General features: G+C 60.2%; 24 protein-coding genes. 18 read left to right on the top strand and 6 right to left on the bottom strand.

The genetic code is table 11. The annotated features are described in order from the left end of the window. Positions 1 to 302 precede the first annotated feature (302 nt). From JQM68_RS02410 to JQM68_RS02400, 3 genes are all read right to left on the bottom strand, one after another. Positions 303 to 845, bottom strand: coding sequence for a stage V sporulation T C-terminal domain-containing protein (locus JQM68_RS02410; RefSeq protein ID WP_235221319.1), 543 nt, complete (start codon positions 843 to 845; stop codon positions 303 to 305). A gap of 122 nt (positions 846 to 967) precedes the next feature. Beyond that, the gene (locus JQM68_RS02405) at positions 968 to 2,188 is read right to left on the bottom strand and encodes a dicarboxylate/amino acid:cation symporter (RefSeq protein WP_235221318.1); all 1,221 of its coding nucleotides are present in this window, start codon (positions 2,186 to 2,188) and stop codon (positions 968 to 970) included. Positions 2,189 to 2,342: 154 nt separating this feature from the next. Continuing rightward, positions 2,343 to 3,167, bottom strand: coding sequence for a sulfite exporter TauE/SafE family protein (locus JQM68_RS02400; protein ID WP_235221317.1), 825 nt, complete (start codon positions 3,165 to 3,167; stop codon positions 2,343 to 2,345). 331 nt (positions 3,168 to 3,498) lie between these two features. On the opposite strand from JQM68_RS02400, the gene glgB reads away from it, so the two are divergent. From glgB to JQM68_RS02375, 5 genes are all read left to right on the top strand, one after another. Continuing rightward, positions 3,499 to 5,430: a 1,4-alpha-glucan branching protein GlgB gene (gene glgB / locus JQM68_RS02395; RefSeq protein ID WP_235221316.1), complete on the top strand. Its 1,932-nt coding sequence runs from the start codon at positions 3,499 to 3,501 to the stop codon at positions 5,428 to 5,430. Next, on the top strand, positions 5,427 to 6,635 hold the full coding sequence (locus JQM68_RS02390) for a glucose-1-phosphate adenylyltransferase (RefSeq protein WP_235221315.1): 1,209 nt from the start codon (positions 5,427 to 5,429) through the stop codon (positions 6,633 to 6,635). Before glgB ends, JQM68_RS02390 begins: the two co-directional genes overlap by 4 nt. After that, entirely contained in the window at positions 6,632 to 7,741 is a 1,110-nt protein-coding gene (gene glgD, locus JQM68_RS02385; RefSeq protein WP_235221314.1) for a glucose-1-phosphate adenylyltransferase subunit GlgD, read from the top strand. The genes JQM68_RS02390 and glgD overlap by 4 nt, the downstream gene beginning before the upstream one ends. 110 nt (positions 7,742 to 7,851) lie before the next feature. Beyond that, on the top strand, positions 7,852 to 9,654 hold the full coding sequence (glgA, locus tag JQM68_RS02380; RefSeq protein WP_235221313.1) for a glycogen synthase GlgA: 1,803 nt from the start codon (positions 7,852 to 7,854) through the stop codon (positions 9,652 to 9,654). A 9-nt stretch (positions 9,655 to 9,663) separates the two neighbouring features. Next, positions 9,664 to 12,090 (top strand): glycogen/starch/alpha-glucan phosphorylase, encoded by a 2,427-nt coding sequence (locus JQM68_RS02375; RefSeq protein ID WP_235221312.1) that lies wholly within the window; start codon positions 9,664 to 9,666, stop codon positions 12,088 to 12,090. 81 nt (positions 12,091 to 12,171) lie between these two features. Here the strand turns inward: JQM68_RS02375 and JQM68_RS02370 are convergent, their stop codons facing one another. Further along, complete coding sequence (locus JQM68_RS02370) at positions 12,172 to 12,378, bottom strand: helix-turn-helix domain-containing protein (protein WP_091127685.1); 207 nt, start codon at positions 12,376 to 12,378, stop codon at positions 12,172 to 12,174. 273 nt (positions 12,379 to 12,651) lie between these two features. Here JQM68_RS02370 and JQM68_RS02365 point away from each other — a divergent pair, with 273 nt between their 5' ends. After that, complete coding sequence (locus JQM68_RS02365; protein WP_235221311.1) at positions 12,652 to 13,806, top strand: DEAD/DEAH box helicase; 1,155 nt, start codon at positions 12,652 to 12,654, stop codon at positions 13,804 to 13,806. A 43-nt stretch (positions 13,807 to 13,849) separates the two neighbouring features. On the opposite strand, the gene nagA is transcribed toward JQM68_RS02365, so the two are convergent. Together nagA and nagB are read right to left on the bottom strand one after the other, a co-directional pair. Further along, complete coding sequence (gene nagA, locus JQM68_RS02360) at positions 13,850 to 14,980, bottom strand: N-acetylglucosamine-6-phosphate deacetylase (RefSeq protein ID WP_235221310.1); 1,131 nt, start codon at positions 14,978 to 14,980, stop codon at positions 13,850 to 13,852. After that, positions 14,971 to 15,723, bottom strand: a complete 753-nt coding sequence (nagB, locus tag JQM68_RS02355) for a glucosamine-6-phosphate deaminase (protein ID WP_235221309.1) — start codon at positions 15,721 to 15,723, stop codon at positions 14,971 to 14,973. The genes nagA and nagB overlap by 10 nt, the downstream gene beginning before the upstream one ends. Positions 15,724 to 16,089: 366 nt before the next feature. Here nagB and JQM68_RS02350 point away from each other — a divergent pair, with 366 nt between their 5' ends. From JQM68_RS02350 to JQM68_RS02290, 12 genes are all read left to right on the top strand, one after another. Further along, a complete protein-coding gene (locus tag JQM68_RS02350; protein WP_235221308.1) occupies positions 16,090 to 17,760 on the top strand; it encodes a peptide ABC transporter substrate-binding protein in 1,671 nt (556 codons plus the stop codon). 130 nt (positions 17,761 to 17,890) lie between these two features. Next, positions 17,891 to 19,519 (top strand): amidohydrolase, encoded by a 1,629-nt coding sequence (locus JQM68_RS02345; protein WP_235221307.1) that lies wholly within the window; start codon positions 17,891 to 17,893, stop codon positions 19,517 to 19,519. A gap of 391 nt (positions 19,520 to 19,910) precedes the next feature. After that, positions 19,911 to 21,164: a saccharopine dehydrogenase family protein gene (locus JQM68_RS02340; protein WP_235221306.1), complete on the top strand. Its 1,254-nt coding sequence runs from the start codon at positions 19,911 to 19,913 to the stop codon at positions 21,162 to 21,164. A 168-nt stretch (positions 21,165 to 21,332) separates the two neighbouring features. Continuing rightward, a complete protein-coding gene (locus JQM68_RS13840) occupies positions 21,333 to 21,950 on the top strand; it encodes a TetR/AcrR family transcriptional regulator (protein WP_328283709.1) in 618 nt (205 codons plus the stop codon). A gap of 304 nt (positions 21,951 to 22,254) precedes the next feature. Then, the gene (locus tag JQM68_RS02325; protein ID WP_235221305.1) at positions 22,255 to 22,476 is read left to right on the top strand and encodes a hypothetical protein; all 222 of its coding nucleotides are present in this window, start codon (positions 22,255 to 22,257) and stop codon (positions 22,474 to 22,476) included. 4 nt (positions 22,477 to 22,480) lie between these two features. After that, complete coding sequence (locus tag JQM68_RS02320) at positions 22,481 to 22,633, top strand: hypothetical protein (RefSeq protein WP_235221304.1); 153 nt, start codon at positions 22,481 to 22,483, stop codon at positions 22,631 to 22,633. A gap of 91 nt (positions 22,634 to 22,724) precedes the next feature. Next, positions 22,725 to 23,267 carry a hypothetical protein gene (locus tag JQM68_RS02315; RefSeq protein WP_235221303.1) on the top strand — a complete coding sequence of 181 codons (543 nt, stop codon included), beginning with the start codon at positions 22,725 to 22,727 and terminating at the stop codon, positions 23,265 to 23,267. After that, on the top strand, positions 23,260 to 24,105 hold the full coding sequence (locus JQM68_RS02310; protein WP_235221302.1) for a CPBP family intramembrane glutamic endopeptidase: 846 nt from the start codon (positions 23,260 to 23,262) through the stop codon (positions 24,103 to 24,105). Before JQM68_RS02315 ends, JQM68_RS02310 begins: the two co-directional genes overlap by 8 nt. 115 nt (positions 24,106 to 24,220) lie before the next feature. Further along, on the top strand, positions 24,221 to 24,397 hold the full coding sequence (locus JQM68_RS02305) for a hypothetical protein (RefSeq protein ID WP_235221301.1): 177 nt from the start codon (positions 24,221 to 24,223) through the stop codon (positions 24,395 to 24,397). 184 nt (positions 24,398 to 24,581) lie between these two features. Beyond that, on the top strand, positions 24,582 to 24,785 hold the full coding sequence (locus JQM68_RS02300; RefSeq protein ID WP_235221300.1) for a PDDEXK family nuclease: 204 nt from the start codon (positions 24,582 to 24,584) through the stop codon (positions 24,783 to 24,785). A gap of 49 nt (positions 24,786 to 24,834) precedes the next feature. Then, positions 24,835 to 25,239 (top strand): GNAT family N-acetyltransferase, encoded by a 405-nt coding sequence (locus JQM68_RS02295; RefSeq protein ID WP_235221299.1) that lies wholly within the window; start codon positions 24,835 to 24,837, stop codon positions 25,237 to 25,239. A gap of 56 nt (positions 25,240 to 25,295) precedes the next feature. Continuing rightward, on the top strand, positions 25,296 to 25,781 hold the full coding sequence (locus tag JQM68_RS02290; RefSeq protein WP_235221298.1) for a hypothetical protein: 486 nt from the start codon (positions 25,296 to 25,298) through the stop codon (positions 25,779 to 25,781). Positions 25,782 to 25,800 lie beyond the last annotated feature (19 nt).

Genomic DNA, 25,800 nt, shown 5'->3' with positions numbered 1-25,800 from the left:
ACTGTCCCCCGCTCACTGAACCGAACGTCTGCGGTACTTTTCTCCATCAGCGCCTTTGCCGATGATTGATTTGTTGTTTGGAGTTTACCATTGCGGACAGGGTGCTGTCAACGTCAAATCCCACAAAATCCGCCGACTTTTTGCCCCAATATTTCTGCTGCTTTCCGGCAGAACCGCCCAAAAACGGGGGTTGTTCCGGGAAAAGGGACTATTTGAGGGGAAAACATCCGTCCGCAGGGCGCGGGCAGAGGGGCGAAAAACAGGAGGCGGGAGCCGCCGGTGCGCCCGCCTCCTGCCGTTGGTCAGCCCTCCATATGCCGCCCCAGGAACGCGGCGATGGTCTGGGCCAGCTTGAACTCCGCGTCGCCGGTGGCGGTGCCGGGGGCGGTTCCGATAAACAGCACCAGTCCCAGCAGGTCGCCCTCCGCCAGAATGGGGGCGGCCACGCTGGTCATCAGCTTGTCGGTGCTGTCGGAGACGGGGATGGGCTGGTCCTCGCCGCTGTACTGGTAGATGCGGCGGCTCTCCATGATCTGCTCCAGCTCCGGGGTGATGCGCTTGCCCAACAGCTCCCGCTTGCCGCCGCCGGCCACGGCGATGACGGTGTCCCGGTCGGTGACGGCGCAGATGCAGCCGGTGGAGCGGCTCATGGTTTCGCAGAGCTGCCCGGCAAAATCCTCCACACCGCCCAGCAGGGAGTATTTCTTGAAAATGACCTCCCCGTCCCGGCTGGTGTAGATCTCCAGGGGGTCCCCCTCCCGGATGCGCATAGTGCGGCGGATCTCCTTCGGAATGACGACCCGGCCCAAATCATCGATCCGCCGCACGATTCCAGTTGCCTTCATATCGAAAACTCCTTTTCGTGAATTGCTGTATCAGTTGACAACTGGTAGTATCCTCAATATTTTCCGCCTTATGCCGGAGGGACGGCTGGAGATATTTGGAAACCGTGAAAAAGTGCCGGGATCTACGCCTTTTTGCCCGCCCACCTGGAAACGCACAGGGAACAGGCAATATCGCCGGTGACATTCAGGCAGGTGCGGCCCATGTCGAACAGCCGGTCCACGGCGACGATGAGACCGATATAGGACACGGGGATGCCGATGGCCTCCAGCACCATAGCCAGCATGAGCATGCCGGCGCCGGAGACGCCCGCGGTGCCGACAGAGGCCAGGGTCGCGGTGACGACCACCAGGGCCATCTGGCCGATGGACAGGCGCATCCCGGCGCAGGAGGCCAGGAACACGGCGGCCACGCACTGGTAAATGGCGGTGCCGTCCATGTTGATAGTAGCGCCCAGAGGCAGCACGAAGGCGGAGATGCCGCTGTCGGCGCCCATGCTGTCGGCGCACTCCTTGGACACCGGCAGGGTGGCGGCGGAGGAGGCGGAGGTGAAGGCGAGGATCATGGCGGCAGAAGCGCCCTTGAAGAAGGCGGCGGGACTGACGCCGGCAAAGACCTTGGCGGAAACGGAGTACACCACTACGGCGTGGACGATATAGCCGATATAGGCGCACAGCAGCACCAGGGCCAGGGAACCCAGAATGGCGGTGCCCTGGGTGGCGACCACCCAGGCTATATAGGTGAACACGCCGATGGGGGCCAGGCCGATGACGAAGGCCATCAGCTTTTCGATCACGGCGTAGACGGAGGCCACGATGTCCCGGCACAGTCTGGCCTTTTCACCGGCGGCCATGATGGAGCCGCCGAAAAGCAGGGCGATGACAATGACCTGCAGCATGTTGGCGCTGGAGAAGGACTGCCACATGTTGGTGGGAAAAATGGAGACCAGAGTGGACAGGAAGCCGCCGTACTCCGCGGCCTCATATTCGGCGGACTGGGCATCGCCGGCCAGGTTGGGAAACAGGCCGGCGCTGTCGAAGAGGCTTGCCAGCGCCAGGCCGATGACGCAGGCGACGGCGGTGCTGCACAGGAAATAGGCCACGGTCCTGACGCCGGCGGCGCCGACCTTCTTCATGTCGTCCATGGACAGGATGCCGCCGATCATGGAGAACAGCACCACGGGGACCACGATGAACTTCAGCAGGTTGACAAATATATCGCCGAAGGGCTTCAGGTAATTCACGGTAAAATCGCCGAGGCCCGCGAGCCCGCAGACCAGGCCGGCCGCGATGCCCAGAACCAGGGCGAGCAGGATCTGCATGGGGAGGGTCCATGTTTTTTTCATACGCTTACCTCGCATTGTTTGATGCCCCATTATTATGTTCCGTTTTTCCCTTTTCCCTGCTGCCCGGCGGTCAAAAACAGGGGAGAGGCGCGCAAAAAAGCCCGGCGGACGTCGGGCTTTGGTAGGGATATTGAGTTTTCCGGGGAAAGGGGCTTCAGTTCCAGAATTCGGGGAACAGCAGCTCACTGCCCACCTTCAGCGTCAGCAGAAGCAAAACGGCGATGACAGTGGGACGGACGATTTTGCTGCCGTTTTTGATGGCGAGACCGGAGCCGATATAGTGCCCCGCGATGGAGGCAACAGAGGCGATCAACCCCACGCCGACGAACACCTTGCCGGCCGCCAGAGCAGCGCACAGGCTGCCGATATTGGAGGACAGGTTGATGACCTTGGCGCTGCCGGCGGCATGGCGGGTGTCCATTTTAGCAAGGCGGATGAAAATGAGCATCAGAAAGGTGCCGGTGCCGGGGCCGTAATACCCGTCGTAAATGCCGATGGCCAGGGCGCCTGCCCAAACGATGGCGGCCTGCTTTTTGAAGTCCATCTTGCCCGGCTCGTCGGGCCACTCCCGGTTCCGCAGCGTGACGAAGGCCACCACCGGCAGGACCACCAGCAGCAGGTATTTCAAAATCACATCCGGGGTGCGGAGCTGGAGCCAGGTGCCGCCCATGGAGCCCAGCAGCGCCAGGAAGATGGCGGGAGTGACCAGCCGCCAGTTCACATATCCGTTTTTGATGAACCGGGCGGTGGAGAACACCGTCCCGATGCCCGCCGAGAGCTTGTTGGTGCCCAGGGCGTAATAGGCGGGCAGACCGGAGAAAGCGATGAGGTAGGTGGGCACGGAGATGATGCCGCCGCCTCCGGCGATAGCGTCCATAAAGGAAGCCAGGAAAACGCCTGCGCAGATGAGAAGGATCACCCACAGGGGAAAGCCCTCCACCTTGAAGTTGGTAAACAGGGAGACCACGTTGTCCAGCATAAAAATGAGACCTCCGAAGGGATATGACAAAATTCAACTTATTGTAACAGACAGACACGGTAAAATCAATAAGAGGTCCGGGAAAGTAAAAAGGCTGTAAAATCGTGGAAAGATTTGAAAAATTTGCTAAAGGTAAACAAAAAATATCGTGAAAATGGCAAAGAAATTGGCTGAATAAACCAAAAGAACAGCTCTTTTTTGACGGGACTGTCCTTGACGCTTTTTCGGGCAGGACGTATAATATATATAATACAACGCACTGTGCCCATAGGAAAATTCTGCAAATAAACAACGAAAGACCCCCGGGCATCCGGCGGGGAGAGGAGCACTCATGGCGAAAAACGCAAAAGACGATCAGGCCGCGCTGTTCCATGGCGGCACGCTGACCGACGGGTGGCGCTGGTTCGGCGCCCATCCGGCCGAACGGAGAGGGAAGGCCGGATGGATGTTCCGGGTCTGGGCGCCCCACGCCCAGAGCGTGTCCGTGGTCGGAGACTTCAACGGCTGGAACCAGGACGCGAACCGCCTCACCCGGAAGGGAGAGATCTGGGAGGGTTTCATCCCCGGCCTGGAACCTTACACCGCTTATAAATATGCCGTCCTGGGCTGCGACGGCAAGGTACATATGAAGGCGGACCCCTACGGTTTCCACACGGAGACCCGGCCCGCCACCGCCAGCAAGCTGTATGACATCGGCGGCTTCAAATGGACGGACAAGTCCTTCCGGGAGAAAAAGCAGAAGCACCAGGTCTACGATTCCCCCCTGAATATCTACGAGGTCCACCTGGGCTCCTGGCGCAGGCGGGACAACGGCGACTTCATCGACTACCGGGATCTGGCCAAACAGCTGGCGGACTACGTGAAGGAGATGGGCTACACCGCCATCGAGCTGCTGCCGGTGACGGAGCATCCGCTGGACGACTCCTGGGGCTACCAGAGCACCGGGTATTTCGCCCCCACCTCCCGGTTCGGCACGCCCCATGACTTCATGTGGTTCGTGGACCACATGCACAAAAACGGCATCTCCGTCATTCTGGACTGGGTGCCCGCCCACTTCTGCAAGGACGAGCAGGGCCTCTACCAGTTCGACGGCAGCTGCTGCTACGAGTACAGCGACCCCAACAAGTGGGAGCACGCCTCCTGGGGCACCCGGGTCTTTGACTACGGCCGTCCCGAGGTCAAGAGCTTCCTGTTCTCCTCCGCCCGGTTCTGGCTGGAGGAATATCACATCGACGGCCTGCGGGTGGACGCCGTGGCGTCCATGCTGTATCTGGACTACGACCGACAGGGCGGCGCCTGGACGCCCAACAAATACGGCGGACATGAGAATCTGGAGGCCATCGACTTCCTGCGGGAGCTGAACGCCATGGCCTTTTCCGTGGACCCCGGCGTGCTGATGATCGCCGAGGAATCCACCGCCTGGCCCATGGTGACCCGGCCCGCCGACATCGGGGGCTTAGGCTTCAACCTGAAGTGGAACATGGGCTGGATGAACGACATGTGCCACTACCTGAAGATGGACCCCTGGTTCCGCCAGTATCACCACAAGGACATCACCTTCTCCATGATGTACGCCTTCTCGGAGAACTTCGTCCTGCCCATCTCCCACGACGAGGTGGTGCATATGAAGGGCTCCGTGGTGGGGAAGATGCCCGGCGACTACGAAAACCAGCTCCGCTGCACCCGGGGCTTCTACGCCTATCTGCTGGCCCACCCCGGCAAGAAGCTGCTGTTCATGGGCGCGGAGCTGGGCCAGTGGCGGGAGTGGAACTCCAACCAGTCTCTGGACTGGTATCTGCTGGAAAAGCCCGTCAACCAGAAGATCCACCAATTCTTCAAGGACGCCAACGCCTTCTACAAAAAGGAAAAGGCCCTGTGGGAGATCGACTTCAGCTGGGAGGGCTTTGAGTGGCTGGTGCCCGACGACAACCAGAACAACGTGGTGGTCTTCCTGCGCAAGGACAAGAAGGGCCGGGACCTGATGTGCGCCGTCAACTTCTCGCCCAACACCTATGAAAACTACCGGCTGGGCGTGCCTGCCCGCCGGAAGTATATCCCCGTGTTCAATACCGACGCCGTGGAGTACGGCGGAGACGGCTTCGGTGATACCGAGCCCGTGCTGGTGGAGCGCATCCCCTCCCACGGCAAGGAGCAGTCCGCGGCCATCCGCATCCCGGCCTTCGGCGCGGTGTTCCTGCGGGGTGAAGGCAAATTACCCAAGCCCAGGAAGAAAAAAGAGGCAAAGGAGCTGGAGAAACCATGAAGAAAGAATGCATTGCCATGCTGCTGGCCGGCGGCCAGGGCAGCCGGCTGTACGTCCTGACAGGGGACATGGCGAAGCCCGCCGTGCCCTTCGGCGGCAAGTACCGCATCATCGACTTCCCCCTTTCCAACTGCACCAATTCCGGTATCGACACCGTGGGCGTGCTGACCCAGTACCGCCCGCTGGAGCTGAACAGCTACATCGGCAGCGGCCAGCCCTGGGACCTGGACGGTTCCAACGGCGGCGTCCACATCCTGCCCCCCTACCAGGGCAGCAAGGGCGGCACCTGGTACAAGGGCACGGCCAACGCCATTTATCAGAATATCGGCTTTATCGACCTGTATGACCCCGAGTACGTGGTGATCCTCTCCGGCGACCACATCTACAAGATGGATTACTCCGACATGGTGGCGCGGCATAAAGCGGCGGGCGCCGCCTGCACCATCTCCGTCATGGAGGTGCCCTGGAACGAGGCCTCCCGCTTCGGCATCATGGCGGTGGACGGTGATGACATGATCACCGAATTCGCCGAAAAACCCAAGGAGCCCAAGAGCAACCTGGCCTCCATGGGCATCTACGTGTTCTCCTGGAAGGCGCTGCGCAAGTACCTGACGGAGGACGAGGCCGACCCCAATTCCGAAAACGACTTCGGCAAGAACGTCATTCCCGCCATGCTGAATAACGGCGAGCGGATGGCCGCCTACCGTTTCGAGGGCTACTGGAAGGACGTGGGCACGCTGGTCTCCCTGTGGGACGCCAATATGGACATGCTGTCCCCGGAGTCCGGTCTGGACCTGAGCGATGAGTCCTGGCCCATCTACGCCCGCTCCGTCAACGCGCCGCCCACCTTCCTGGGCCGGAACGCCAAGGTGACCCACAGTGCTTTCAACCGCGGCAGCGACATCCAGGGCACCGTGGAAAACTCCGTCCTGTCTCCCAACGTGACGGTGGGCGAGGGCGCGCGGGTCAGCTACTCCGTGCTGCTGCCCGGCACCGTGGTGGAGCCCGGCGCGGTAGTGGAGTACGCCATCCTGGGCGAGGGCTGTCATATCGGCCGTGACTGCCATGTGGGCGGCACGCCGGAGGCCACGGCGCCGGACCCCTGGGGGCTGACGGTGCTGGCGCCCGGCTGCGCCGTGGAGAGCGGCAAACGGGTGGCCCCCGGCATCATGCTGAACCGCAACGGTGAGGAGGTGTCCAAATGAACGGACTGCACGGTATCATCTTTTCCTATGAAAAGCGCAACGACCTGCGGGAGCTGGGCGAGATCCGCTCCGCGGCGTCCATCCCCTTCGGCGGCCGCTACCGGGCGGTGGACTTCGCCCTGTCCAACCTGGTGAACGCCGGCGTCACCGATGTGGGCATCGTGCTCAACGGCCGGTATCAGAGCATGCTGGACCACCTGGGCACCGGCAAGGTGTGGGACCTGAGCCGCAAGCGCGGCGGCCTGCGCATCCTGCCTCCCTTCAACTATCAGAAGGACTGGGGCGTCATGCCCTTCCGGGGCAAGATCGAGGCCCTGGCGGGCGTCCGCACCTACCTAGACGAGATCCGGCAGGATTATGTGGCCCTGATGGACGGCGACCTGGTGGTGAACCTGCCCATGACGGACATTTTTGAAAGCCACATCAAGTCCGGCGCGGACGTGACCGTGGTCTGTGGGAACGACAGCTTCGCCACCGAGGACGGCACCTATTTCGAGATGAACCGGGACGGCCGCATCACCGAGGTCCTCTACCACCTGCATACCCCCCGGGGCTACCGGGGCCTGGAGGTGTACATCCTCTCCAAGAAGCTGCTGTGCGAGATCGTGGACGAGTGCTCCGCCCGGGACCAGTTCAGCTGGCGGAAGGAGCTGCAGACCCGGAAGGATTCCCTGTACCTGCACAGCTACGTCTGGGGCGGCTTCGCGGCCCAGATCCGCTCCGTGCAGGAGTATTACGACCGCAGCATGCAGCTGCTGGACCCCGCCATCCGGGCGGAGCTGTTTACCCCGGAGCGGCCCATCCGGGCCAAGGGCGCCGACAAGCCCTCCACTTACGTAGGGGCAAATGGCCGCTGTGTGAATTCCCTGGTGGCCGACGGCTGCCGCATCGAGGGCACGGTGGAGAATTCCGTCCTGTTCCCCGGCGTGGTGGTGGAGGAAGGCGCCGTGGTGCGCAACTGCGTCCTGTTCAAGGAGGACGTGGTGCGGAAGAACGCGCAGCTTTCCTATATCATCGCGGATAAGGATGTGGAGGTCCTGGCGGACCGCACCCTGATGGGCCACGCCACCTACCCCATCGTTCTGGCCAAGGGCAGTATTGTTTAAACGTCTGCAAGGGGGAGCGTGCTACTCCCCCTTGCGGATTTTCCGCCGGTTTTCCGGCGGAGCGGAAGAGGTATTGGAAGTTTCCCAGCAATCAGAAAAGGAGTTTACTTATGAAAATTTTGTATGCGACCAGTGAGGCTGTCCCTTTTTGTAAGACCGGAGGCCTGGCGGATGTGGCCGGCTCTCTGCCCCCGGCTCTGGCGGAGCAGGGCGCGGAGGTGGCCGTGGTGCTGCCCCTGTACCAGCGGGTGAAGGAGCGCTTCGGCAGCCAGCTGAAATTCGAGTGCTACGACTATGTGGACCTGGCCTGGCGGCACAGCTACTGCGGCCTGTTCTCCCTGGAGAAGGACGGCGTGACCTGGTATTTCCTGGACAACGAGCAGTATTTCCTCCGCCCCGACCTGTATGGATACATCGACGACGGCGAGCGGTTCGGCTTCTTCTCCCGGGCCATCGTGCGGATGCTGCCCCATTTCAAGTTCTGGCCCGAGGTCATCCACTGCAACGACTGGCAGACCGCCCTGGTGCCCATCTACCTGAAGGATGACGGCGTGCGGGAGGACCGCTACCGCTCCATCAAGACGGCCCTGACCATCCACAACATCGAGTATCAGGGACGCTTCGGGATGCAGACCCTGGGCGACCTGTTCGGCCTGGACCACGGCTGGGCGGACGACGGCACGATCATTATGGACGGCGACGTGAACCTGATGAAGGGCGCCATCCTGTGCGCCGACGCCATCAACGCCGTGTCTCCCACCTACGCCAACGAGCTGAAAATGTCCTACTTTGCCCACCGGCTGGAGAACATCATGCGCCGCTGTGAGTACAAGCTCTCCGGCGTGCTCAACGGCATCGACATGAAGCTGTACGACCCCGCCGCCGACCAGCGCATCACCGCCAATTACTCCGTGGACGACCTGGCGGGCAAGGATACTGATAAGGCGGCCCTGCAGCGGATGATGGGATTGCGGGAGGAGCCCCATGTGCCCATCGTGGCCATCGTCAGCCGTCTGGTGTCCCACAAGGGTTTGGACTTGATTTGTGAAGTTCTTCATGATATGATGGAACTTCCAATGCAGCTTGTCATTCTCGGCAAGGGCGACCGGAAGTACGAGGAGTTCTTCCACTGGGCGGCCCAGCAGTATCACGGCCGCATGGCGGTGCGTCTGGACTATAACGAGGAGCTGTCCATGGCCATTTACGCCGGCGCCGACCTGTTCCTGATGCCCTCCAAGAGCGAGCCCTGCGGCCTGAGCCAGATGATCGCCATGCGCTACGGCACGGTGCCCATCGTCCGGGAGACAGGCGGATTGAAGGACACCGTCCAGCCCTATGAGGCCTGGCGGGACGCCGGCAACGGGTTCACCTTCGCCAACTACGCCAGCGGCGACATGCTGTATGTCATCCGGGAGGCCGTGTACCTGTACAAGGACTATCCCGACGCCTTCAGCCGCCTGCGCAAGCGGGCCATGAAGTGCGACTTCAGCTGGGCCCGCAGCGCCAGAGAATACCTGCGCATCTATGCCAACATCACCGGCCAGCCCTGGCCTCCTGTGGCGGAGGAACCTGCTTCCGTCGTAGAGGAATCCGCGCCTGCTGTTGAGGAGCCCGCTCCCGTTGTCGAGGAGCCCGCGCCTGCCGTGGAGGAGGCTGCCCCTGCTGTTGAGGAGCCCGCTCCCGTTGTCGAGGAGGCTGCTCCCATTGTTGAGGAGACCGCTCCCGCCGCGAAGGAGAAGCCGAAGGCTCCCGCGAAGAAAACGGCAAAAAGATCTGCAAAAAGGGCAAAAAAAGATGAAAAACCGGCGGAAAAGCCGGAGAAGAAGGCACCTGTCAAAAAGACCGCCGCTAAGAAAGAGACCAAAAAGAAAGGGCCTGCCGCAAAAGACAAAAAGGAGAAGCCGGCAGAGTAAGGAAAAGCGATGACACCATTTACCACGAAAACGCTGGAAGAGGCGCTGACCGCGAAACTGATGCTGAACTTCGGCAAGACGCCGGAGGAGGCCACCGACCAGGAGATGATGAAGGCCAGCGCCCTGGTGCTCCGGGACGTCATGGCCATCCGGGGTGTGGAGACCAACAAACAGACCCGCCGGGAGCAGAAGAAGCAGGTCCACTACCTGTCTCTGGAGTTCCTGATGGGCCGCAGCCTGATGAAGAACGCCTACAACCTGAATGTGCTGCCCCAGCTGCGGGAGGCCCTGGAAAACCTAGGCTTCAAGGCGGCGGACATCTTTGAGCTGGAGCCGGACGCGGGCCTGGGCAACGGCGGACTGGGCCGCCTGGCCGCCTGCTATCTGGACTCTATGACCACGCTGGAGATCCCCGCCACCGGCTACTCCATCTGCTATGAGCTGGGCATCTTCAAGCAGAAGATCGTGGAGGGCCAGCAGGTGGAGCTGCCCGACAACTGGAAGGACCTTGGCGCCGCCTGGCTGCTGCCCAAGCCCGAGGAGGCCCAGACCGTCCACTTTGGCGGCACCCTGCGGGAGTTCTGGGCCGACGGCCACCTGCACACCGTCAACGAAAACGCCACGGCGGTGCTGGCCGTGCCCTGCGACATGGTGGTGGCGGGCTACGACACCAACCACGTCAACACCCTGCGCCTGTGGGACGCCCGGGCCACTAAGCCCGTGGACATGTCCCTGTTCTCCCGGGGCGAGTACCTGAAGGCCGCCGAGGAGGAGGCCATGGCGGAGACCATCGCCAAGGTGCTGTACCCCGAGGACAACCACTATGAGGGCAAGTCCCTGCGCCTGAAGCAGCAGTATTTCTTCGTGTCCGCCACGGTCCAGTCCATTGCCACTAAGCACCTGGACACCTACGGCACCCTGAAAAACTTCCACGAGAAGAACGTCATCCAGATCAACGACACCCATCCCGCGCTGGTGGTGCCGGAGCTGATGCGCATTTTCATCGACGAGGCCGGTATGAACTGGGACGAGGCCTGGGAGATCACCACCAAGTCCGTAGCCTACACGAACCACACCGTCCTGGCGGAGGCCCTGGAGCGCTGGCCCCAGAGCCTGATGGAGACGCTGCTGCCCCGTATCTGGCAGATCATTCAGGAGATCTCCGCCCGCTGGCAGCGGAAGGTGGAGAATTTCTACCACGACCCCGCCAAGACCCAGAACATGGCCATCATCTGGGGCGGCGAGGTCCGCATGGCGAACCTGTGCATCGCCGGCGGCATGGCCGTCAACGGCGTCAGCGGCCTTCACTCCGAGATTTTGAAGAAGGATGTGTTCAAGGACGCCTGTGGCATGGAGCCCTGGAAGTTCCAGAACGTTACCAACGGCATCGACCACCGCCGCTGGCTCAGCGAGATCAACCCCGGTCTGGACGGCCTCATCCGGGACCTGACGGGCGGGGACGATTACCTGATGCACCCCCTGACGCTGCGGAAGCTGGACGACTACGCCGACGACAAGGCCGTGCTGGAGCGTCTGGCGGAGATCAAGCACCAGAACAAGGTGGCCTTCGCCAACCACGCCAAGCGCAGCCGGGGCGTGATCCTGAACCCCGACGCCATTTTCGACGTGCAGGTCAAGCGGCTCCACGAGTATAAGCGCCAGCTGCTGAACGTGCTGCATATCATCGCCCTGTATCAGCAGCTGCAGGACGACCCCAACGCCATTACCCAGCCCCATACGTTCCTGTTCGGCGCCAAGGCCGCTCCCGGCTACGCCGTGGCCAAGCGCATCATCCAGCTGATCAATTCCCTGGCGGACCAGATCGCCCACGATCCCATCTGTAAGGATAAGCTGCAGGTGGTGTTCCTGGAGAACTACCGGGTCTCCCTGGCCGAGCACCTGATGCCCGCCAGCGAGGTCAGCCAGCAGATCTCCACCGCCGGCAAGGAGGCCAGCGGCACCGGCAACATGAAGTTTATGATGAACGGCGCCCTGACCATCGGCACCCTGGACGGCGCCAATGTGGAGATGCATGATGTGCTGGGCGACGAGAATATGTTCCTCTTCGGCCTCCACGCCGACGAGGTGGAGCGCCTGAAACGGGAGGGCTATGTGCCCCAGCGCCTGTACAACCGGGACGAGAAGCTGCGCCGCTGCCTGGACGCGCTCCGGGCCGGCTTCCGGGACGGCGTGCGGTATGAGGATCTGTATCAGCGCCTGCTGTTTGGCAGCGGCGGCAGCCCTGCCGACGAGTACCTGCTCCTGGCGGATTTCCAGGCGTACTGCCAGGCGGAAAAGCGCATGGTGGAGACCTACGCCGACCGGGAGAAGTGGAACCGCATGAGCCTCCACAACATCGCCCGCAGCGGCATTTTTGCCGCCGACCGGGCCGTGGCGGAGTACGCGGACAACATCTGGCACGTGTCCCATAAATAACGCAAAAATTCCCGGCTGAAAAGCCGGGAATTTTTTTGCCTGGAGATGAAAACACGGACAGGGAAAAAACCTGTCCGCGCCTCAGCGTTCCTTTGTCAAACCCAGCAAATAGTCGGTGCTGACACCGTAGTATTTGCTCAGCGTGATCAGATGGTGGATGGGCAATTCATTGGCGCCCCGCTCATACCGGGCGTACATGGTCTGGGAAGTGCCTAAGACCTCGGCGATCTGTGTCTGGGTCTTGTCGGCGTCTTCCCGCAAATCACGCAAGATGCGCACATAGTCCATCTCATCCACGGTTGACACCTCCGTTGCAAAGTATCTCGTAACATGAATTTATCATAAAAAACAGAACGGGATGCAGACACAATACACAATTTTACTACAAAAAATGCAATAAATACAACAAAAACAAGTAATTCGGCAACGATTTGAGCGGATTGCCGCAAAGACGGAAACTTTCGGCGGTTCTGTCCGCCATGGCTTTACAAGCCGCGCTTTTGTGGGTATAATTACTCTATCAAATTATGCCTATCTTATGCGAAAAAAGAGGAAAGAATTATGGAATACACGGAAGGCGTCCGGTTTGACAGCCTGGGGCTGTCCCCGGAGATCATGCGTGCCATCGCCCAGCGCAATATTGAGGTGTCCACGCCGGTACAGGCCGGCTGCATCCCGCCTATGATGGACTGGCAGGATGTCATCGCCAAGGCCCCCACCGGTACCGGCAAGACCTTTGCCTACGGCATCCCCATCGTGGAGCATATCGACCCTGAGGACGAGAGCGTCCAGGCCGTCATTCTGGCTCCCACCCGGGAGCTGGCCATCCAGATCACCGACGAGATCCGGCTGCTGTCCACCTATAAGCCCGGCGTCCGCTGCGTGTGCCTGTACGGTGGCGCACCCATCGGCCGGCAGATCGACACGCTGAAAAAGCACCCCCAGATCGTGGTGGCCACCCCCGGCCGCCTCAGCGACCACATGAAGCGCCGAACCGTCCGGGTGGACACCGCCCAGACCGTGGTGCTGGACGAGGCGGACCGGATGCTGGACATGGGCTTCATCCACGATGTGACCCGCCTGCTGGACAAGATGGACAAGCGGAAAAACCTGGGGCTGTTCTCCGCCACCATCTCCCGGGAGGTCATGGACATCGCCTGGGTCTACCAGCGGGACGCGGCGGAGGTCACCGTCCGGGAGGACGAGCAGAACAAGCCGGACATCAAGCAGTTCCGCATGGACGTCAGCTTTGACGGCAAGGCCGACGCCATCGAAAAAATTCTGAACGAGACGGGCTTTGACCGCTGCATGTGCTTCTGCAACACCAAGGGCGCCACGGAGCGCATCACCAAGTTCCTCCAGATGCGGGGCATCGACGCGGAGTGTATCCACGGCGACATCCCCCAGCGGAAGCGGGAGCAGGTGATGGACAAGTTCCGCCAGGGTAAGCTGCGGGTGTTCGTGTCTACCGATGTGGCCGCCCGTGGCATCGACGTGGACGATGTGGACATCGTGTTCAACTGCGATGTGCCCGACGAGAACCAGGATTATATCCACCGCATCGGTCGTACCGGCCGGGCCAAGCGCCAGGGCGTGGCGGTGAGCCTCATCGCCGACTACCCCTCCAAGCTGCGCATCGACGACATCGCCAAGAACACCCGGAACGAGATCGTGCCGGTGAAATTCGGCGACGACGGCAAGCTGACCGTGGTGTAATACGGAAGAAAAAACCGAGGAGCATTCGCTCCTCGGTTTTTCATTATGATACCAAATTGCCCTTGAACACGATGGCGCGGGTGGCGAGGGTCTCCTTGTCCAGCAGGACAAAGCTGGCCTCTTTGCCGATGTCCAGCGTGCCGGCCCGGTCGTCGATGCCCACGGACTGGGCGGGGTTGTAGGTGCAGGAGCGCACCGCGTCCGCCAGGGGAATGCCGAACCGCACCGCCTGCCGCAGGCAGCCTATCAAACTTGTGACGGAGCCGGCCAGGGTCTCGGGGTGGCCTACGATGGTGGCCCGGCTGCCGTGGACCTCGATTTCCTGCCCGCCGAAGGGGTACTGGCCGTCGGGCATGCCGGTGGCCCGCAGGGAGTCGGAGATGAGGATCATCCGCTCCGCCCCGAACAGGCGGAAGGTCGCCCGGACGATGCTGCCGTGGATGTGGATGCCGTCACAGATCAGCTCCACCTGGACCTTGGGGTCGTCAAAGGCGGCACCGATGACGCCGGGGGCACGGTGGTGGATGGGAGGCATCCCGTTGTAGAGGTGGGTGGCGTGGCTGGCACCCGCCGCGAAGGCGGCGCTGGCGGTGTCGTAGTCCGCCACGGTGTGGCCCACGGAGACCGTGATGCCCATTTCGGCGGCGGCGCGGATGAATTCCATGGCGCCGGGCTGTTCGGGGGCGACCGTCACCAGCCGCACGCAGCCCTCCGCGGCCTCCTGAAGGCGGCGGAGCATGGGCACGTCCGGGTCATGGAGGAAGTCGGCGTTCTGGGCGCCTTTTTTCGCCGTGGAGAGGAAGGGCCCCTCCAGGTGGGCGCCCACCACCTCGGCGCCGCCGGCGTTTTTGGACCGGTGGGCCGCGACGTTTTTGCAGATGGCCGTCAGCTGGTCCTCGGGCAGGGTCATGCCGGCGGGACAGATGTAGGTGACGCCCTGACGCAGCTCATAGTCCGCGATGCGCTGCAGCCCCTCCGGCGTGGCATCGCTGAAGTCCTCGCCCACGCAGCCGTGGAAGTGGACGTCCACCAGACCGGGAATGACATAGCAGCCGGCGGCGTCCAGGACCTGCCCGTCGCCGCTGGTCTCGGAGAGGAGGGCACCGCTGGTGCGGAGCTCCCGCTCCGCAAAGCCCTTTTCCAGGTCAAAGACCTGACCGCCGATCACTCGCATACAGGCACCCCGGCGGCGACCAGCTTGCTGAGAGCCGCCTTGTCGCCCACCAGCACCACATCGTTGTGGAGCTGGAGGATGGAGGCGGGGCAGCGGGGGTCAATGGGCCCGCAGAACGCGTTGTACACCGCGTCGGCCTTGTCCGCGCCGCTGGCGATGAGCAGCACCCGGCGGGCCGCCATAATGCAGCCGATGCCCATGGTCAGGGCCTGGCGGGGCACATCGTCGGCAGAGGCGAAAAACCGGGCGTTGGCGTCAATGGTGCTCTGGGTCAGGTCTACCACATGGGTCTCCTTCACAAAGGAGTCGCAGGGCTCGTTGAAGCCGATATGACCGTTGTGCCCCACGCCCAGCAGCTGCAGGTCGGCGTAGCCCAGGGAGCGGATCAGATTGTCGTACCGGGCGCACTCGCCGGCGGCGTCGGCGGCCAGGCCGTCGGGCACATGGGTGTTCTCAAAGTGGATGTCGATGTGGTCGAAGAAATTGGTCTGCATGAAATAGCGGTAGCTCTGGTCGTGGGTGGGGGCCAGGCCCTTGTATTCGTCCAGGTTGACGGTCTTGACTTCCTTAAAGCTGAAGTCGCCCCGCTGGTTCCAAATGGCCAGCTGCTTGTAGGTGCCCACAGGGGTAGAGCCGGTGGCGAGACCCAGCACGCAGTTGGGCTTGCGGATGACCTCGGCAGAGATGAGATTGGCGGCCCGACGGCTCATCGCCTCATAGTCAGCTTCCTGATAAATTCTCATAGCCATATGTCTCCTTTGCTTTATATATTTTATGATGACTGCAATCAGAACTTTATATGGTTATTATGAGGCATTTGGCGGTATTTTGCAAGAGCCGTGTTGCCCGGTCCGAAAGATTTCACGGTGGGTATCCGCCGCGGAGGGAAGGCAGAGATTTCTTTTGGGGGAGGATCGCAAAGCCGTGGGTTTGCTCCAATTTGACGACTTATGAACAGAACTTAAATTTTTGTTATTTTTTGTTACTTTTTTTGGCCTTCGCCTTTACAAAGCCGGCGGGATTCTCTATAATATTTGTGAAATTTTCAGAAGTACAGCGCCGCCTTCCCTACGGCGCTCGTTTTTTTCCCTCGGAAAGGAGTTTGCGCGATGCGGCTTTGGAAACGGCTGGCGGCCCTGACGCTGCCGGCGGTGCTCTGTCTCTCTCTGCTGGCGGGCTGCGCCAAGGACGGGGAGGGACTGTCTCTTTCTGTCTGTGTGGGCCCGGCCCCTGTGACGCTGGATCCCATCTATGCGCAGGAGATCACGGACCAGACGATTTTGGCCCACCTCTATGAGAACCTGATGCGGGCGGCGTCGGACGGCTCCGGCGGCTCCACGGTGGTAAACGGCATGGCAAAGAGCGTGGACGTGGAGGAGAACCACGACGGTACCGTCACGTATACCTTCCGGCTCCGCAGCGCCAAGTGGTCTGACGGCAAGAACGTCCGGGCGTCGGATTTTGTGTACGCCTGGCGTCGGCTGGCGGACCCCGCCAGCCAGTCGCCCCATGCGTCCCTGCTGTCCATTGTCAGCGGATATGAGGAGGCCCGGCAGAGCGGGGATATGGAGCTGCTCCAGGTCAGCGCGAAGAATGACACGACTTTTGTGGTGGTGCTGGACGGCGAGTACGACTGGTTCCTGACCCAGGTCTGCACCGCTCCGGCCACGGTGCCCCTGCGCCAGGACGTGGTCCTGCGGCTGAAGGAGGCGGGCATTCAGGCCGTGGGAGAGGGAGAGAAAGCCCTGCCCTGGTGGAATGACCCCACGCAGCTTGTGACCAACGGTCCCTTCCAGGTGACGGCCTGGGAAGAGGATTCGCTCCACGCCGCCGCCAGCGAGCGGTATTACGGCGACCAGCCCGGCCCTTCGGAACTGACGTTCCGGTTTGCGGACAGCGCGGAGGAGGGCTGGGTCCTGTACGACAGCAAGACCGTGGATGCCGTCTGGCCCCTGCCCCAGGCCCGCCTGGAGGAGCTGGCGGCTGACGAAGCATGGACAGCCACTCCCACGCTGAGCACGTACAGCGCGGTGTTCAACTGCCGGGAAGGCGTGTTTGCCGACCCCACGGTGCGGGAGGCCATGCAGCTTGCCATTGACCGGAACGCCCTGGTGGAGACAGCCGGCGTCACAACCAGGGCCGCGGAGGGACTGGTGCCCCCCGGCGTGCCGGAGAGTGAGGAAGGGGACTTCCGCACCATGGGCGGCGCTTTGCTGGACAATGACCCGGAGCTGTACGGGGAGCGCCGAGACCGGGCACGGGAGCTGCTGAGCAGCGCGGGTTACGACAGCGGCAGCGACCTGGGCGAGCTGGAATACCTGTATGTGGATGAGGGGAGCAACGGCCAGACGGCCCAGGTCCTGTGCCAGCAGTGGCGGGATGCGCTGGGGATCCATATGACCCCACGGGGCGTCACGGAGCAGGAGCTGCGCACCGCGCTGCAAAGCGGCGCGTATACGGCGGCGGGCGTGGCGCTGACCGCCGGCGGCAATGACGCCGAGTGCTTCCTGACCGCCTGGACCACCCACAGCCCGGACAACGTGGCGGGCTATGAGAACAGCGCCTACGACACCCTGATGGTCATTATTGCCAATGCCGCCGACGGCACGGCCCGCATGGGCTGCCTCCACGACGCGGAGGACCTGCTGCTCAGCGACCATGTCCTTGCCCCCCTGTACACGGAAGGGACCGCCTGGGAGATGCGGGATACCCTCACCGGCGCGTTCCGGGATGCCCGGGGCTGGTTCGGCTTTGCCAATACCATCCTCAGAACGTCGTAGCTGCAAAGGCAGCCCACGGTAAAATTGCCCCCGATATTTGAATGACGGAAGCCGGCAATCTTTCCGGATTGCCGGCTTTTTCCGCCTGTCGGGATAGTATCTGTATATGGGACCAAGGAGGTCAACCGCCATGACAACTGTGTTTCAAAATGGCCGCGTGTACACCATGAACCGTGAGATGCCCTGCGTTTCCGCCGTCGCGGTCCGGGACAATCGGATCATCTATGTGGGCAATGATGAAGGCGCCGGGCCCTATAAAAGCGGCGCGAAGGTCATTGACCTGGCCGGCAAAATGCTGATCCCCGGCCTGATCGACGCCCACTGTCACCCTCTGATGGGGGCGTTCCTGACCTCCGGCATTCTCTGCGGCGCCGGGATGACCCACGGTGAGGTCCTGGAGACCATCCGGGCCTATGTGGAGGCCCATCCCGGCAACGAGGCATACTTCGGACAGGGCTACCCTGAGTGGGTATTCGACGAGCGCGGCCCCCGCAAAGAGGAGCTGGACGCCATCTGCCCGGACAAGCCCCTGTATCTGATGAGCAACGGCATCCATGAGGGCTGGTGCAACAGCAGGACCCTGGAGCTGGGGCATATCACCGGGGACACACCGGACCCCATGCCGGGCTTCTCCTGGTTCCATCGTGACGAAAACGGCGAGCCCACCGGCCACATGGTGGAGATGGCGGCGCAGATGCTTGCCATGGGGGACATCCGGTGGTTTGAGACGGAGCATATCAGCGATGCCTGCAAACGCATTTTCCGGGAGTACAGCGCTCTGGGCGTCACCGGCTTTGTGGACTGCGGCATCTTCGGCGCCTTTGAACAGCGGGTCGTCCAACAGATCGCGGACCTTGAGGCACAGGGCGAGCTGCGGCAGCGCATCTGCGGCTGCGTCATGGCGGAGGACCCGGAGAGTGCCAAGACCGCCGTGGAGCGTCTGCGGGCGCTGCACGCCCGGCATCACAGCGACATGTACAATATCCATACACTGAAGATCGTGAACGACGGCACGGTGGAAAGCCGCAGCTGCGCCCTGCGCGGGCCCTATCCCGACGGCAGGGTGGTGGAACCCATGCTCCAGGGCGAGGCTCTGGCCCGCGTATGCCTGGAAGCCGCGGCGGAGGGCTTCCACCTCCACATCCACGCCATCGGGGATCGGGCCGTCCATGAGACATTGATGGCAGCCAGGGCCGTCCGGGAGGCGGGGTATTTCGACACCCGCATCATCAACGCCCATACCCACCTCACCGCCCGGGAGGACATCCCCCTGTTCGCCCGGTACAATGTGCTGGCCAATACCAGCGGCATCTGGCACTATGACGCACCCGAAAACCGGGACATCCTGGGCGATGAGCGCTATGACCGCCAGTTTCAGCTCCGGTCCATCCTGTCCCACGGCGCCCGCATGACCCTGGGCAGTGATTTCCCCGCCGACGAGATGGGCAGGGAGCCTCTGAAAGGCATCCAGATGGGCGTGACCCGCCAAATTTACAGCGATCCCGGCGCCCCCATCCTGGCGCCTGCCGCCGAGCGCCTGACCGTTGAACAGTGCCTGGAGGCCTACACCATCAACGCGGCCTACGGGATGCACATGGAGGACAGGACCGGCAGCATCGAGGTGGGCAAGTACGCCGACCTGGTGGTGCTGGAAAAGGACCTGAACGAGGTCCCCGTCCACCATATGATGAACACCCGGGTACTGCTGACCATGCTGGGCGGCAAGCCCACCTATGTGAACGAGGCGTTCAGATTCTGACCGCGTCAGGAAGATTTCGAGGTGAAAATTGATTGACAAGACCACGGCCGCCTGCTATGCTGATTACGGTATCAGCCGAAGGCCCAACTGCTGAAAGCAGCGCCGGACTTGCGGCGCACAATCAAATATCGAACCGGATGAAAACAGCCTGAGACATTCTTTCAGAAGGCCGAAGCGGAAAGATGGAGCGCCCGGCGCGTGCTCCGTGGAAACTGACAGGCAAAAAAAAGACTGTTGGACGGTGCTTTGGAAAGACCATTTTCAAATGGCGCCAATGAGGCTATAACCAACTGGCAAAAAGACAGAGGAAGATACGCAAGTAAGCTTCCCCTGCCTTTTTTCTTTCCCGGAATCGGCGTGTGTAAAAATCATCAAAAGAGAAGGGGACAACATGAAAAAGGTAATGGTATGCGGCTGCGGAGCCCAGGGCTCCACCATCTGCAGGCGGCTGGACGAGGAGCCCAACATCGAAGAGGTCGTCTGCGCGGACTATGACCTTGCGGCTGCCGAGGCGGTGTGCGCTCTGATGAAAAAGGGCACCCCCAGGCAGGTCAACGCGGCCCATGTGGACGAGATCGCCGGAGCCGCCGAAGGCTGTGAGCTGATCGTCAACGTCATGCCGCTGGAGTTCGGCGTCAACGTCATGGAGGCCGCGCTGCGGATCAAGGCCTGCTACCAGGACCTGTCCGCCTGTGAGAACGTCGTGGAGGGCTTTCCAGCCTACGACACCTGGCTGGAGGGCATCCGGTATATGTACACCGGGTATGGCCGCCGGTTCGCTGAAAACGGCACCACCGCCATCATCGGCACCGGCTCCGCCCCCGGCGTCATGTGCGTCATGGCCCGCAGGGCCGTGGGCGAGCTGGACGAATGCGACACCATCGCCTGCATGGTGTATGAGGGCACCCGCACCAAGCGCTTCATTCCCTTTTTCTGGTCCCCCGAGGTGGCGCTGTGCGATATGGAGGAGGACGCCTACGCCTTCGAGAACGGCCGCCATATCCGCACCAAGCCCTTCAGCCGCCCCATCAAGCGGAACTGGCCGGAGTGCGGCCGCGAGGTGACCCTGGTGGAGCACGCCCACGACGAGCCGGTGTACATCGGCTTCAACCGGGAGAAGTATTTCAAAGGCTGCCGGAACGCCTATTTCAAGTACGGCGGGACAGGCATCGAGTTTGCCGAGGGCCTGTACAGGGCCGGATTGCTGCACCATGAGCCCGAGGTGTTTGGGGGACGCGAGATCGTGCCCTTCGACTGGGTGCTCAGACACATCCCCGCGCCTCCCAAGGACCCCCAGGTCATCCGGGAGATCATCGACGAGGGCATCGTGGAGGACAACGGCGCTTTCGTCTGCGAGGCCTACGGCAGGAAGGACGGCAGGGACGTCATGGTGGACCTGCACGTATTTTCCCCCGGTCTGGCGGAGGCCTACGAGCGGGCCAAAATGACCGGCGAGATGTACCTGACCGGCCAGGGCGCGTTTCTGTACACGAAGCTGCTGGTCAACGACATGGTCCCCCAGAAGGGCCTGATCTCATCCGATATGCTGGATGACCGGCAGGTGGAGCAGTACATCGCCTGGGCGAATGAGCTGGGCATCACCTATACCATCGACATCAGGGAAGGCGTTACATTCGACGGCTGATCCGGGAGCGGCGGCCTTGCGGCAGAATAAAAAGCCCCGGAACCCTTGCGGTTCCTTCGTTCGATCATTTTTCTGTTGACTACCGAACGATAGGTAGTTATAATACAGATATATGATCTTTGAAGTTCAGCGGAGTGAGATCTTGGTTTTCGTGAAGGAGAATTCGTTATGGACCGTGGAAGCACAAAACAAAAGATTTTGGACGCATCGTTGGAGTTGTTCTCAGTGCAGGGGTTTGAAGCGACCTCTATTTCTCAAATTGCGAACGCCGTAGGTATTCGGAAGGCATCTCTTTACAGTCATTTTGAGAATAAGCAGGCAATTCTGGATGCGCTTGTGAAGGATGTTTTGGAACAATATGGGGCACATTCCATTTTTGCGAAAACGGATTGGGAGAAAGGTACCGGTGATCTTCCTCTGGCTCCCGATGCCGCTGTTCAAATGATTCAGGGACAGATCCGCTATATTCTCCATGACCCCAGTATCAGCAGGGCGCGGAAAATGCTGGCCATCGAACAGTTCCAGAATCCGGAGCTGGCGAAGCTGCAGACCAAGCAGAATTATACCGATGTGCTGCAATACTTCACTGGACTTGTGAAACATCTGATCCGGCAGGGTGTACTGCCAGAAGATGATCCGGAGATCATGGCAGCCCAGTTCTGCCTGCCTATTTCCGTGTGGATCAACCTCTGCGACCGGGAGCCGGACCGGGAGCCGGAGGTCATGGAGCTGGTGGAGAAGCATATCCGGCAGTTTTTCAGGCTCTATCAGCGGTCGGCGCGGTGATTGCAGCCGCCGGAAGGCGTGCGGCCCTTCGACTACCGAAGGGGTGTATGACGAATTACCAAAGCCAAAACAGAAGAATTCAACGAATCAAAATCTGGAGGATGATGGATTGAGGATCAGAAAATGGTTTGCGGCATACTGCTGACAATGATTGGCCCTATGTTTTTGGAGAGCATTTAGAAACGAGAAATAAACTCCCTTTTGTATGGAAATGCGGCTGTGTCCGCTACGACATGGCCGCTTCATTTTGAAACCGCATCCTACCGAACGATAGGCAGTATTTGATAAAAAGAAAGGATTTTATATGATCGCACTGTTTGTAATCGGCATCCTTGTATTTACAGGGAAGCTCATTCATTTCGCGCTCAAGGCCGCATGGGGAATCACGAAGAGTGCCCTTTTTGTGATTGGAATTCCCGCGCTGCTGACCGTGCTGTTTGTCGGCGGTTTGGTGTCTCTTGCGATCCCTCTTTTGCTCCTTGCGCTGTTGACGGCATTTCTCTGGCCCGTTTTGAAAGGAATGTAAGAAGATGAATGAAGAAGACAAAATTGCATGGATTGACGAGGAAAACAAAATCGTTTCGTTCCATGCAATTGATGACGGCAAAATGATAATAAAAGCGGAAAGCCTGTTTTGGGACTTTCTATTTGGACTGACCGAATCAGGATACCGGGTCATGTGAAGGGGGATTGATTTGACATGAAAAGAACGACCTTGCCGCATTCGCGGATCCCCTGGACCTGTTTCCCGGCTATGGAGAATGGGGCGCCGGTATGGAGATCCGGAGCGACGGCCAAATGAGCTGGTACATCGGAGCGGAGGGCTGGCACGGGACCTATACCGTGGAGGATGGGGTGATCCATGCGCAGCTGACCTCTGATTTGGAGCAGACCTCACGGGTCTGGGACTTCCGCATTACGGAGGAAAACGGCGTGGCAGAGCTGGAAATGGACGATCAGGACATGACGATTTGCTGGGCCTACGGGGACCGGGAGGATACCCCGGCGATGGGCGTGACCCCGAAGGTGTATGTGGACCGTCAGGAAACGGATGAGATATACAGCAGCTTATCCATTGCGCGGAGCGGCAGCGGCTATGTGATTGAAATGGAGATCTACCGCCTGGGGTATTTCCGGGGAACCGCGGTGGAGACCCGGGGTATGCTTGTTTACACAGATGATTTTGCAGATATGAAGGGTACCATTCAGTGTGACCTTGACCACGCGGTTTTTGAGGTGACGGAATCATCATCGGACCTGGTGGAGGTTGGCACAACATGGGTGTTCCCGGAGATGCAGGAGGGGTTTGATGAATAGAAAGATTGAAAACAGGAATTACGGAAAACGGGCGTTGATCAGTTTCTTCGCAATCGTGATACTTATATCTGCGGCGGTGGAGACTCTGATCTGCCGGGGCGGAGCTGAGTGGCTCTATATCGTTTTAATGTGGATACCTGCCGTGGCAGCTACCGTGGCAAACTGCGTTTTCTTCCGGGAAAACGGTGAACCCTTCTCGGTGAAAAAGCTGTTTGCGCTGGGCGGCTTCCGGACATGCATGCTGCGCTATGTGCTGCTGGGCTGCCTGCTGCCGCTGGTGTATCTGCTGATTCCCTACATGGTGTACTGGCTGCTGTACCCGGAGAATTTCGCCTATCATGGTGTCGCCTTGGCGGTCATTCTCAAGGATCTCCTGCCACCTCTGGTGATCGGCACCTTTTTTTCTCTGCTGTCCGCCCTGGGAGAGGAGATCGGCTGGCGGGGCTTCATGGTTCCTGCGCTGTATGAGAGGTTGGGACTGAACAGGACGCTTCTGATTTCCAGCCTGTTCTGGTGCTGCTGGCATCTGCCCCTGCTGATCGGTGGCGGCTACATGACCGGCACGCCCCTGTGGTATCAGCTGCCCGCCTTTGCGCTGCACATCTTCCCGGTGGGGGTGATGGCGGGGCTGCTGACACTGGAGAGCGGCAGCGTGTGGCCTGCGGCCTTCCTCCACGCAGCGCACAACAACTACGACCAGGCGGTGTTCCAGGTCATCACCGCGGGCGCCAACAAAATGTACTTTGTCAGCGAGACCGGCGTACTGACGATCCTCTGTGCCTGGGCATTGGCTGTGATCCTGTACATGCGCGTAAAGAAACAAGCGCAGCATCTATAAAACAGACACATACGCATACAAAAAGCGCCTATATGCAGCCGGCGCACTCTTGTAAAATATAGGGTGTAAGCTGGAAATAAACGCAAATACTCGGTGATTCAAGGAGAAAAAAGATATGGAAAAGAAGTCGATTCGCGAAATGATTTCTGCCATTTTCAAGGCCGTGACCCTGGCCATGGGCGTCGCCGTTGTGGTGCTGTCCTGCCTGGGAAGTCTGGACCCGCAAACCGCCGTTCCCCTGCTGGGCATCGGCCTGGCCTGCGCGGGTGCCGCCCTGCTGGAGAAACGGTGATGGAAAATGTACAGCGGGAACCCTGTCCATGCAAGCGTATCCAATGTCCCAGACAGGGTGACTGTGCGGCCTGCCGGGAATACCATCACGCTTCCGGCCATAAACCGCTGACCCGGTGCGAAAAGCTGAGCGGCAGGAACGAAAAAGCGAGGTAAGACGCTGCGCAGCGAAAAAGGAGACGCCCGTGTATACAGACAGCAGAGATACAGAGATTGCCCTGATGAAAAAACTATGGCGTGGTGAAAAAGCGGTATGTCCGAAGTGCGGGAAAGGAACTTTAGTTCACCTTCACAGAAAAGCGAAGAAAAGTGCTTGTGACTGGAAATGCCCTTCCTGCGGCGAGATCTACCGGACGATCACTATGCTGAAGCGACTGCCAATTGATTGAACAGCTGTCATGGGGGAGGGCAGGATTCTTCGAAAGGAGAACATCCGCAATGAATTACAGGATCATAGAAGGCTCAGAAAAGATGGATTTGGCTGAGATCATGAGGCTTCTGAAGATGACATATTGGACAGATAAGCGTTCCGCGGAACAGGTCAGCAGATCTATTGCCAACTCATCCTGTTATGGCGTATATCTGGACGATGAGAAAAAGCTGATCGGTTTTGCCCGCGTGATCAGCGACTATGCCACGACCTACTATTTGTGTGATATGATCATTGACACGGATTATCAGCACAGGGGCTTCGGAAGCGCGCTCGTTGCCTATATTGAGGTGCGTCCGGAGTATGAAGGGCTTCGCGGCATGTTAATAACCCGTGACGCACATTCCTTATACGAAAAATATGGGTATCAAGTCCTGAACGGCAGGGCTATGGTAAAAGGGTTGGACTGTTAGCGGGCCGTATCCTGCGCACTGTTCCGGACGCCGATTACATATGAGGGGGGCAAGGGATGAAAACACTGAAAAAAGCACTGGCTGTGCTGCTGGTTACCGCTGTTGCCCTGCTGGCGGTTTTCCTTGCAGGACGCTACGGATGGAAGCTGGGCGGATTTCGCGCCTGTCAGGGCGCGGGGATCACCTCCTTGGAAGTCCATGAGAAGAGCGTTCATATCACTGGTTTCTATCCCGGTTCCTTTCCGGAGGGCTTCTGCGGGTACTATGCAAAGGAGCAGGACGGCAAGCTCTATGTGGGCTTCCGGTTCAGCGCTGTGTTCGGCTTCTTCGAGACGGGTGATTTTGATATCGCGATTCCAGTCCAAGGTGAGATCAACCAAGTGATTCTGAAAACCAACATGGTCGAAACATCCGTCTGGAACGCACAGGCCGATTTCCTTCCCCGGTCGGAACAATACGGTGTGTTATCGCGGTATCAGCCATTGCCCGCAAAAAACAGCAACTCTGGTCGGGAACGAAGTAAGAGAACAATGCCAACATGAAAAACCCTGTTCATCAAAT

Source organism: Oscillibacter valericigenes (assembly GCF_021531435.1).
Taxonomy (GTDB): Bacteria; Bacillota; Clostridia; order Oscillospirales; family Oscillospiraceae; genus Oscillibacter; species Oscillibacter valericigenes_B.
This window is presented reverse-complemented; position numbering and strand designations above follow the sequence as displayed.

What these genes read in the sequence shown, in the direction of transcription:
- JQM68_RS02410 (WP_235221319.1), bottom strand. Translation starts at nt 845, where the DNA reads ATGAAGGCAACTGGAATCGTGCGGCGGATCGATGATTTGGGCCGGGTC.
- JQM68_RS02405 (WP_235221318.1), bottom strand. Translation starts at nt 2,188, where the DNA reads ATGAAAAAAACATGGACCCTCCCCATGCAGATCCTGCTCGCCCTGGTT.
- JQM68_RS02400 (WP_235221317.1), bottom strand. Translation starts at nt 3,167, where the DNA reads ATGCTGGACAACGTGGTCTCCCTGTTTACCAACTTCAAGGTGGAGGGC.
- glgB (WP_235221316.1), top strand. Translation starts at nt 3,499, where the DNA reads ATGGCGAAAAACGCAAAAGACGATCAGGCCGCGCTGTTCCATGGCGGC.
- JQM68_RS02390 (WP_235221315.1), top strand. Translation starts at nt 5,427, where the DNA reads ATGAAGAAAGAATGCATTGCCATGCTGCTGGCCGGCGGCCAGGGCAGC.
- glgD (WP_235221314.1), top strand. Translation starts at nt 6,632, where the DNA reads ATGAACGGACTGCACGGTATCATCTTTTCCTATGAAAAGCGCAACGAC.
- glgA (WP_235221313.1), top strand. Translation starts at nt 7,852, where the DNA reads ATGAAAATTTTGTATGCGACCAGTGAGGCTGTCCCTTTTTGTAAGACC.
- JQM68_RS02375 (WP_235221312.1), top strand. Translation starts at nt 9,664, where the DNA reads ATGACACCATTTACCACGAAAACGCTGGAAGAGGCGCTGACCGCGAAA.
- JQM68_RS02370 (WP_091127685.1), bottom strand. Translation starts at nt 12,378, where the DNA reads ATGGACTATGTGCGCATCTTGCGTGATTTGCGGGAAGACGCCGACAAG.
- JQM68_RS02365 (WP_235221311.1), top strand. Translation starts at nt 12,652, where the DNA reads ATGGAATACACGGAAGGCGTCCGGTTTGACAGCCTGGGGCTGTCCCCG.
- nagA (WP_235221310.1), bottom strand. Translation starts at nt 14,980, where the DNA reads ATGCGAGTGATCGGCGGTCAGGTCTTTGACCTGGAAAAGGGCTTTGCG.
- nagB (WP_235221309.1), bottom strand. Translation starts at nt 15,723, where the DNA reads ATGAGAATTTATCAGGAAGCTGACTATGAGGCGATGAGCCGTCGGGCC.
- JQM68_RS02350 (WP_235221308.1), top strand. Translation starts at nt 16,090, where the DNA reads ATGCGGCTTTGGAAACGGCTGGCGGCCCTGACGCTGCCGGCGGTGCTC.
- JQM68_RS02345 (WP_235221307.1), top strand. Translation starts at nt 17,891, where the DNA reads ATGACAACTGTGTTTCAAAATGGCCGCGTGTACACCATGAACCGTGAG.
- JQM68_RS02340 (WP_235221306.1), top strand. Translation starts at nt 19,911, where the DNA reads ATGAAAAAGGTAATGGTATGCGGCTGCGGAGCCCAGGGCTCCACCATC.
- JQM68_RS13840 (WP_328283709.1), top strand. Translation starts at nt 21,333, where the DNA reads ATGGACCGTGGAAGCACAAAACAAAAGATTTTGGACGCATCGTTGGAG.
- JQM68_RS02325 (WP_235221305.1), top strand. Translation starts at nt 22,255, where the DNA reads ATGATCGCACTGTTTGTAATCGGCATCCTTGTATTTACAGGGAAGCTC.
- JQM68_RS02320 (WP_235221304.1), top strand. Translation starts at nt 22,481, where the DNA reads ATGAATGAAGAAGACAAAATTGCATGGATTGACGAGGAAAACAAAATC.
- JQM68_RS02315 (WP_235221303.1), top strand. Translation starts at nt 22,725, where the DNA reads ATGGAGATCCGGAGCGACGGCCAAATGAGCTGGTACATCGGAGCGGAG.
- JQM68_RS02310 (WP_235221302.1), top strand. Translation starts at nt 23,260, where the DNA reads ATGAATAGAAAGATTGAAAACAGGAATTACGGAAAACGGGCGTTGATC.
- JQM68_RS02305 (WP_235221301.1), top strand. Translation starts at nt 24,221, where the DNA reads ATGGAAAAGAAGTCGATTCGCGAAATGATTTCTGCCATTTTCAAGGCC.
- JQM68_RS02295 (WP_235221299.1), top strand. Translation starts at nt 24,835, where the DNA reads ATGAATTACAGGATCATAGAAGGCTCAGAAAAGATGGATTTGGCTGAG.
- JQM68_RS02290 (WP_235221298.1), top strand. Translation starts at nt 25,296, where the DNA reads ATGAAAACACTGAAAAAAGCACTGGCTGTGCTGCTGGTTACCGCTGTT.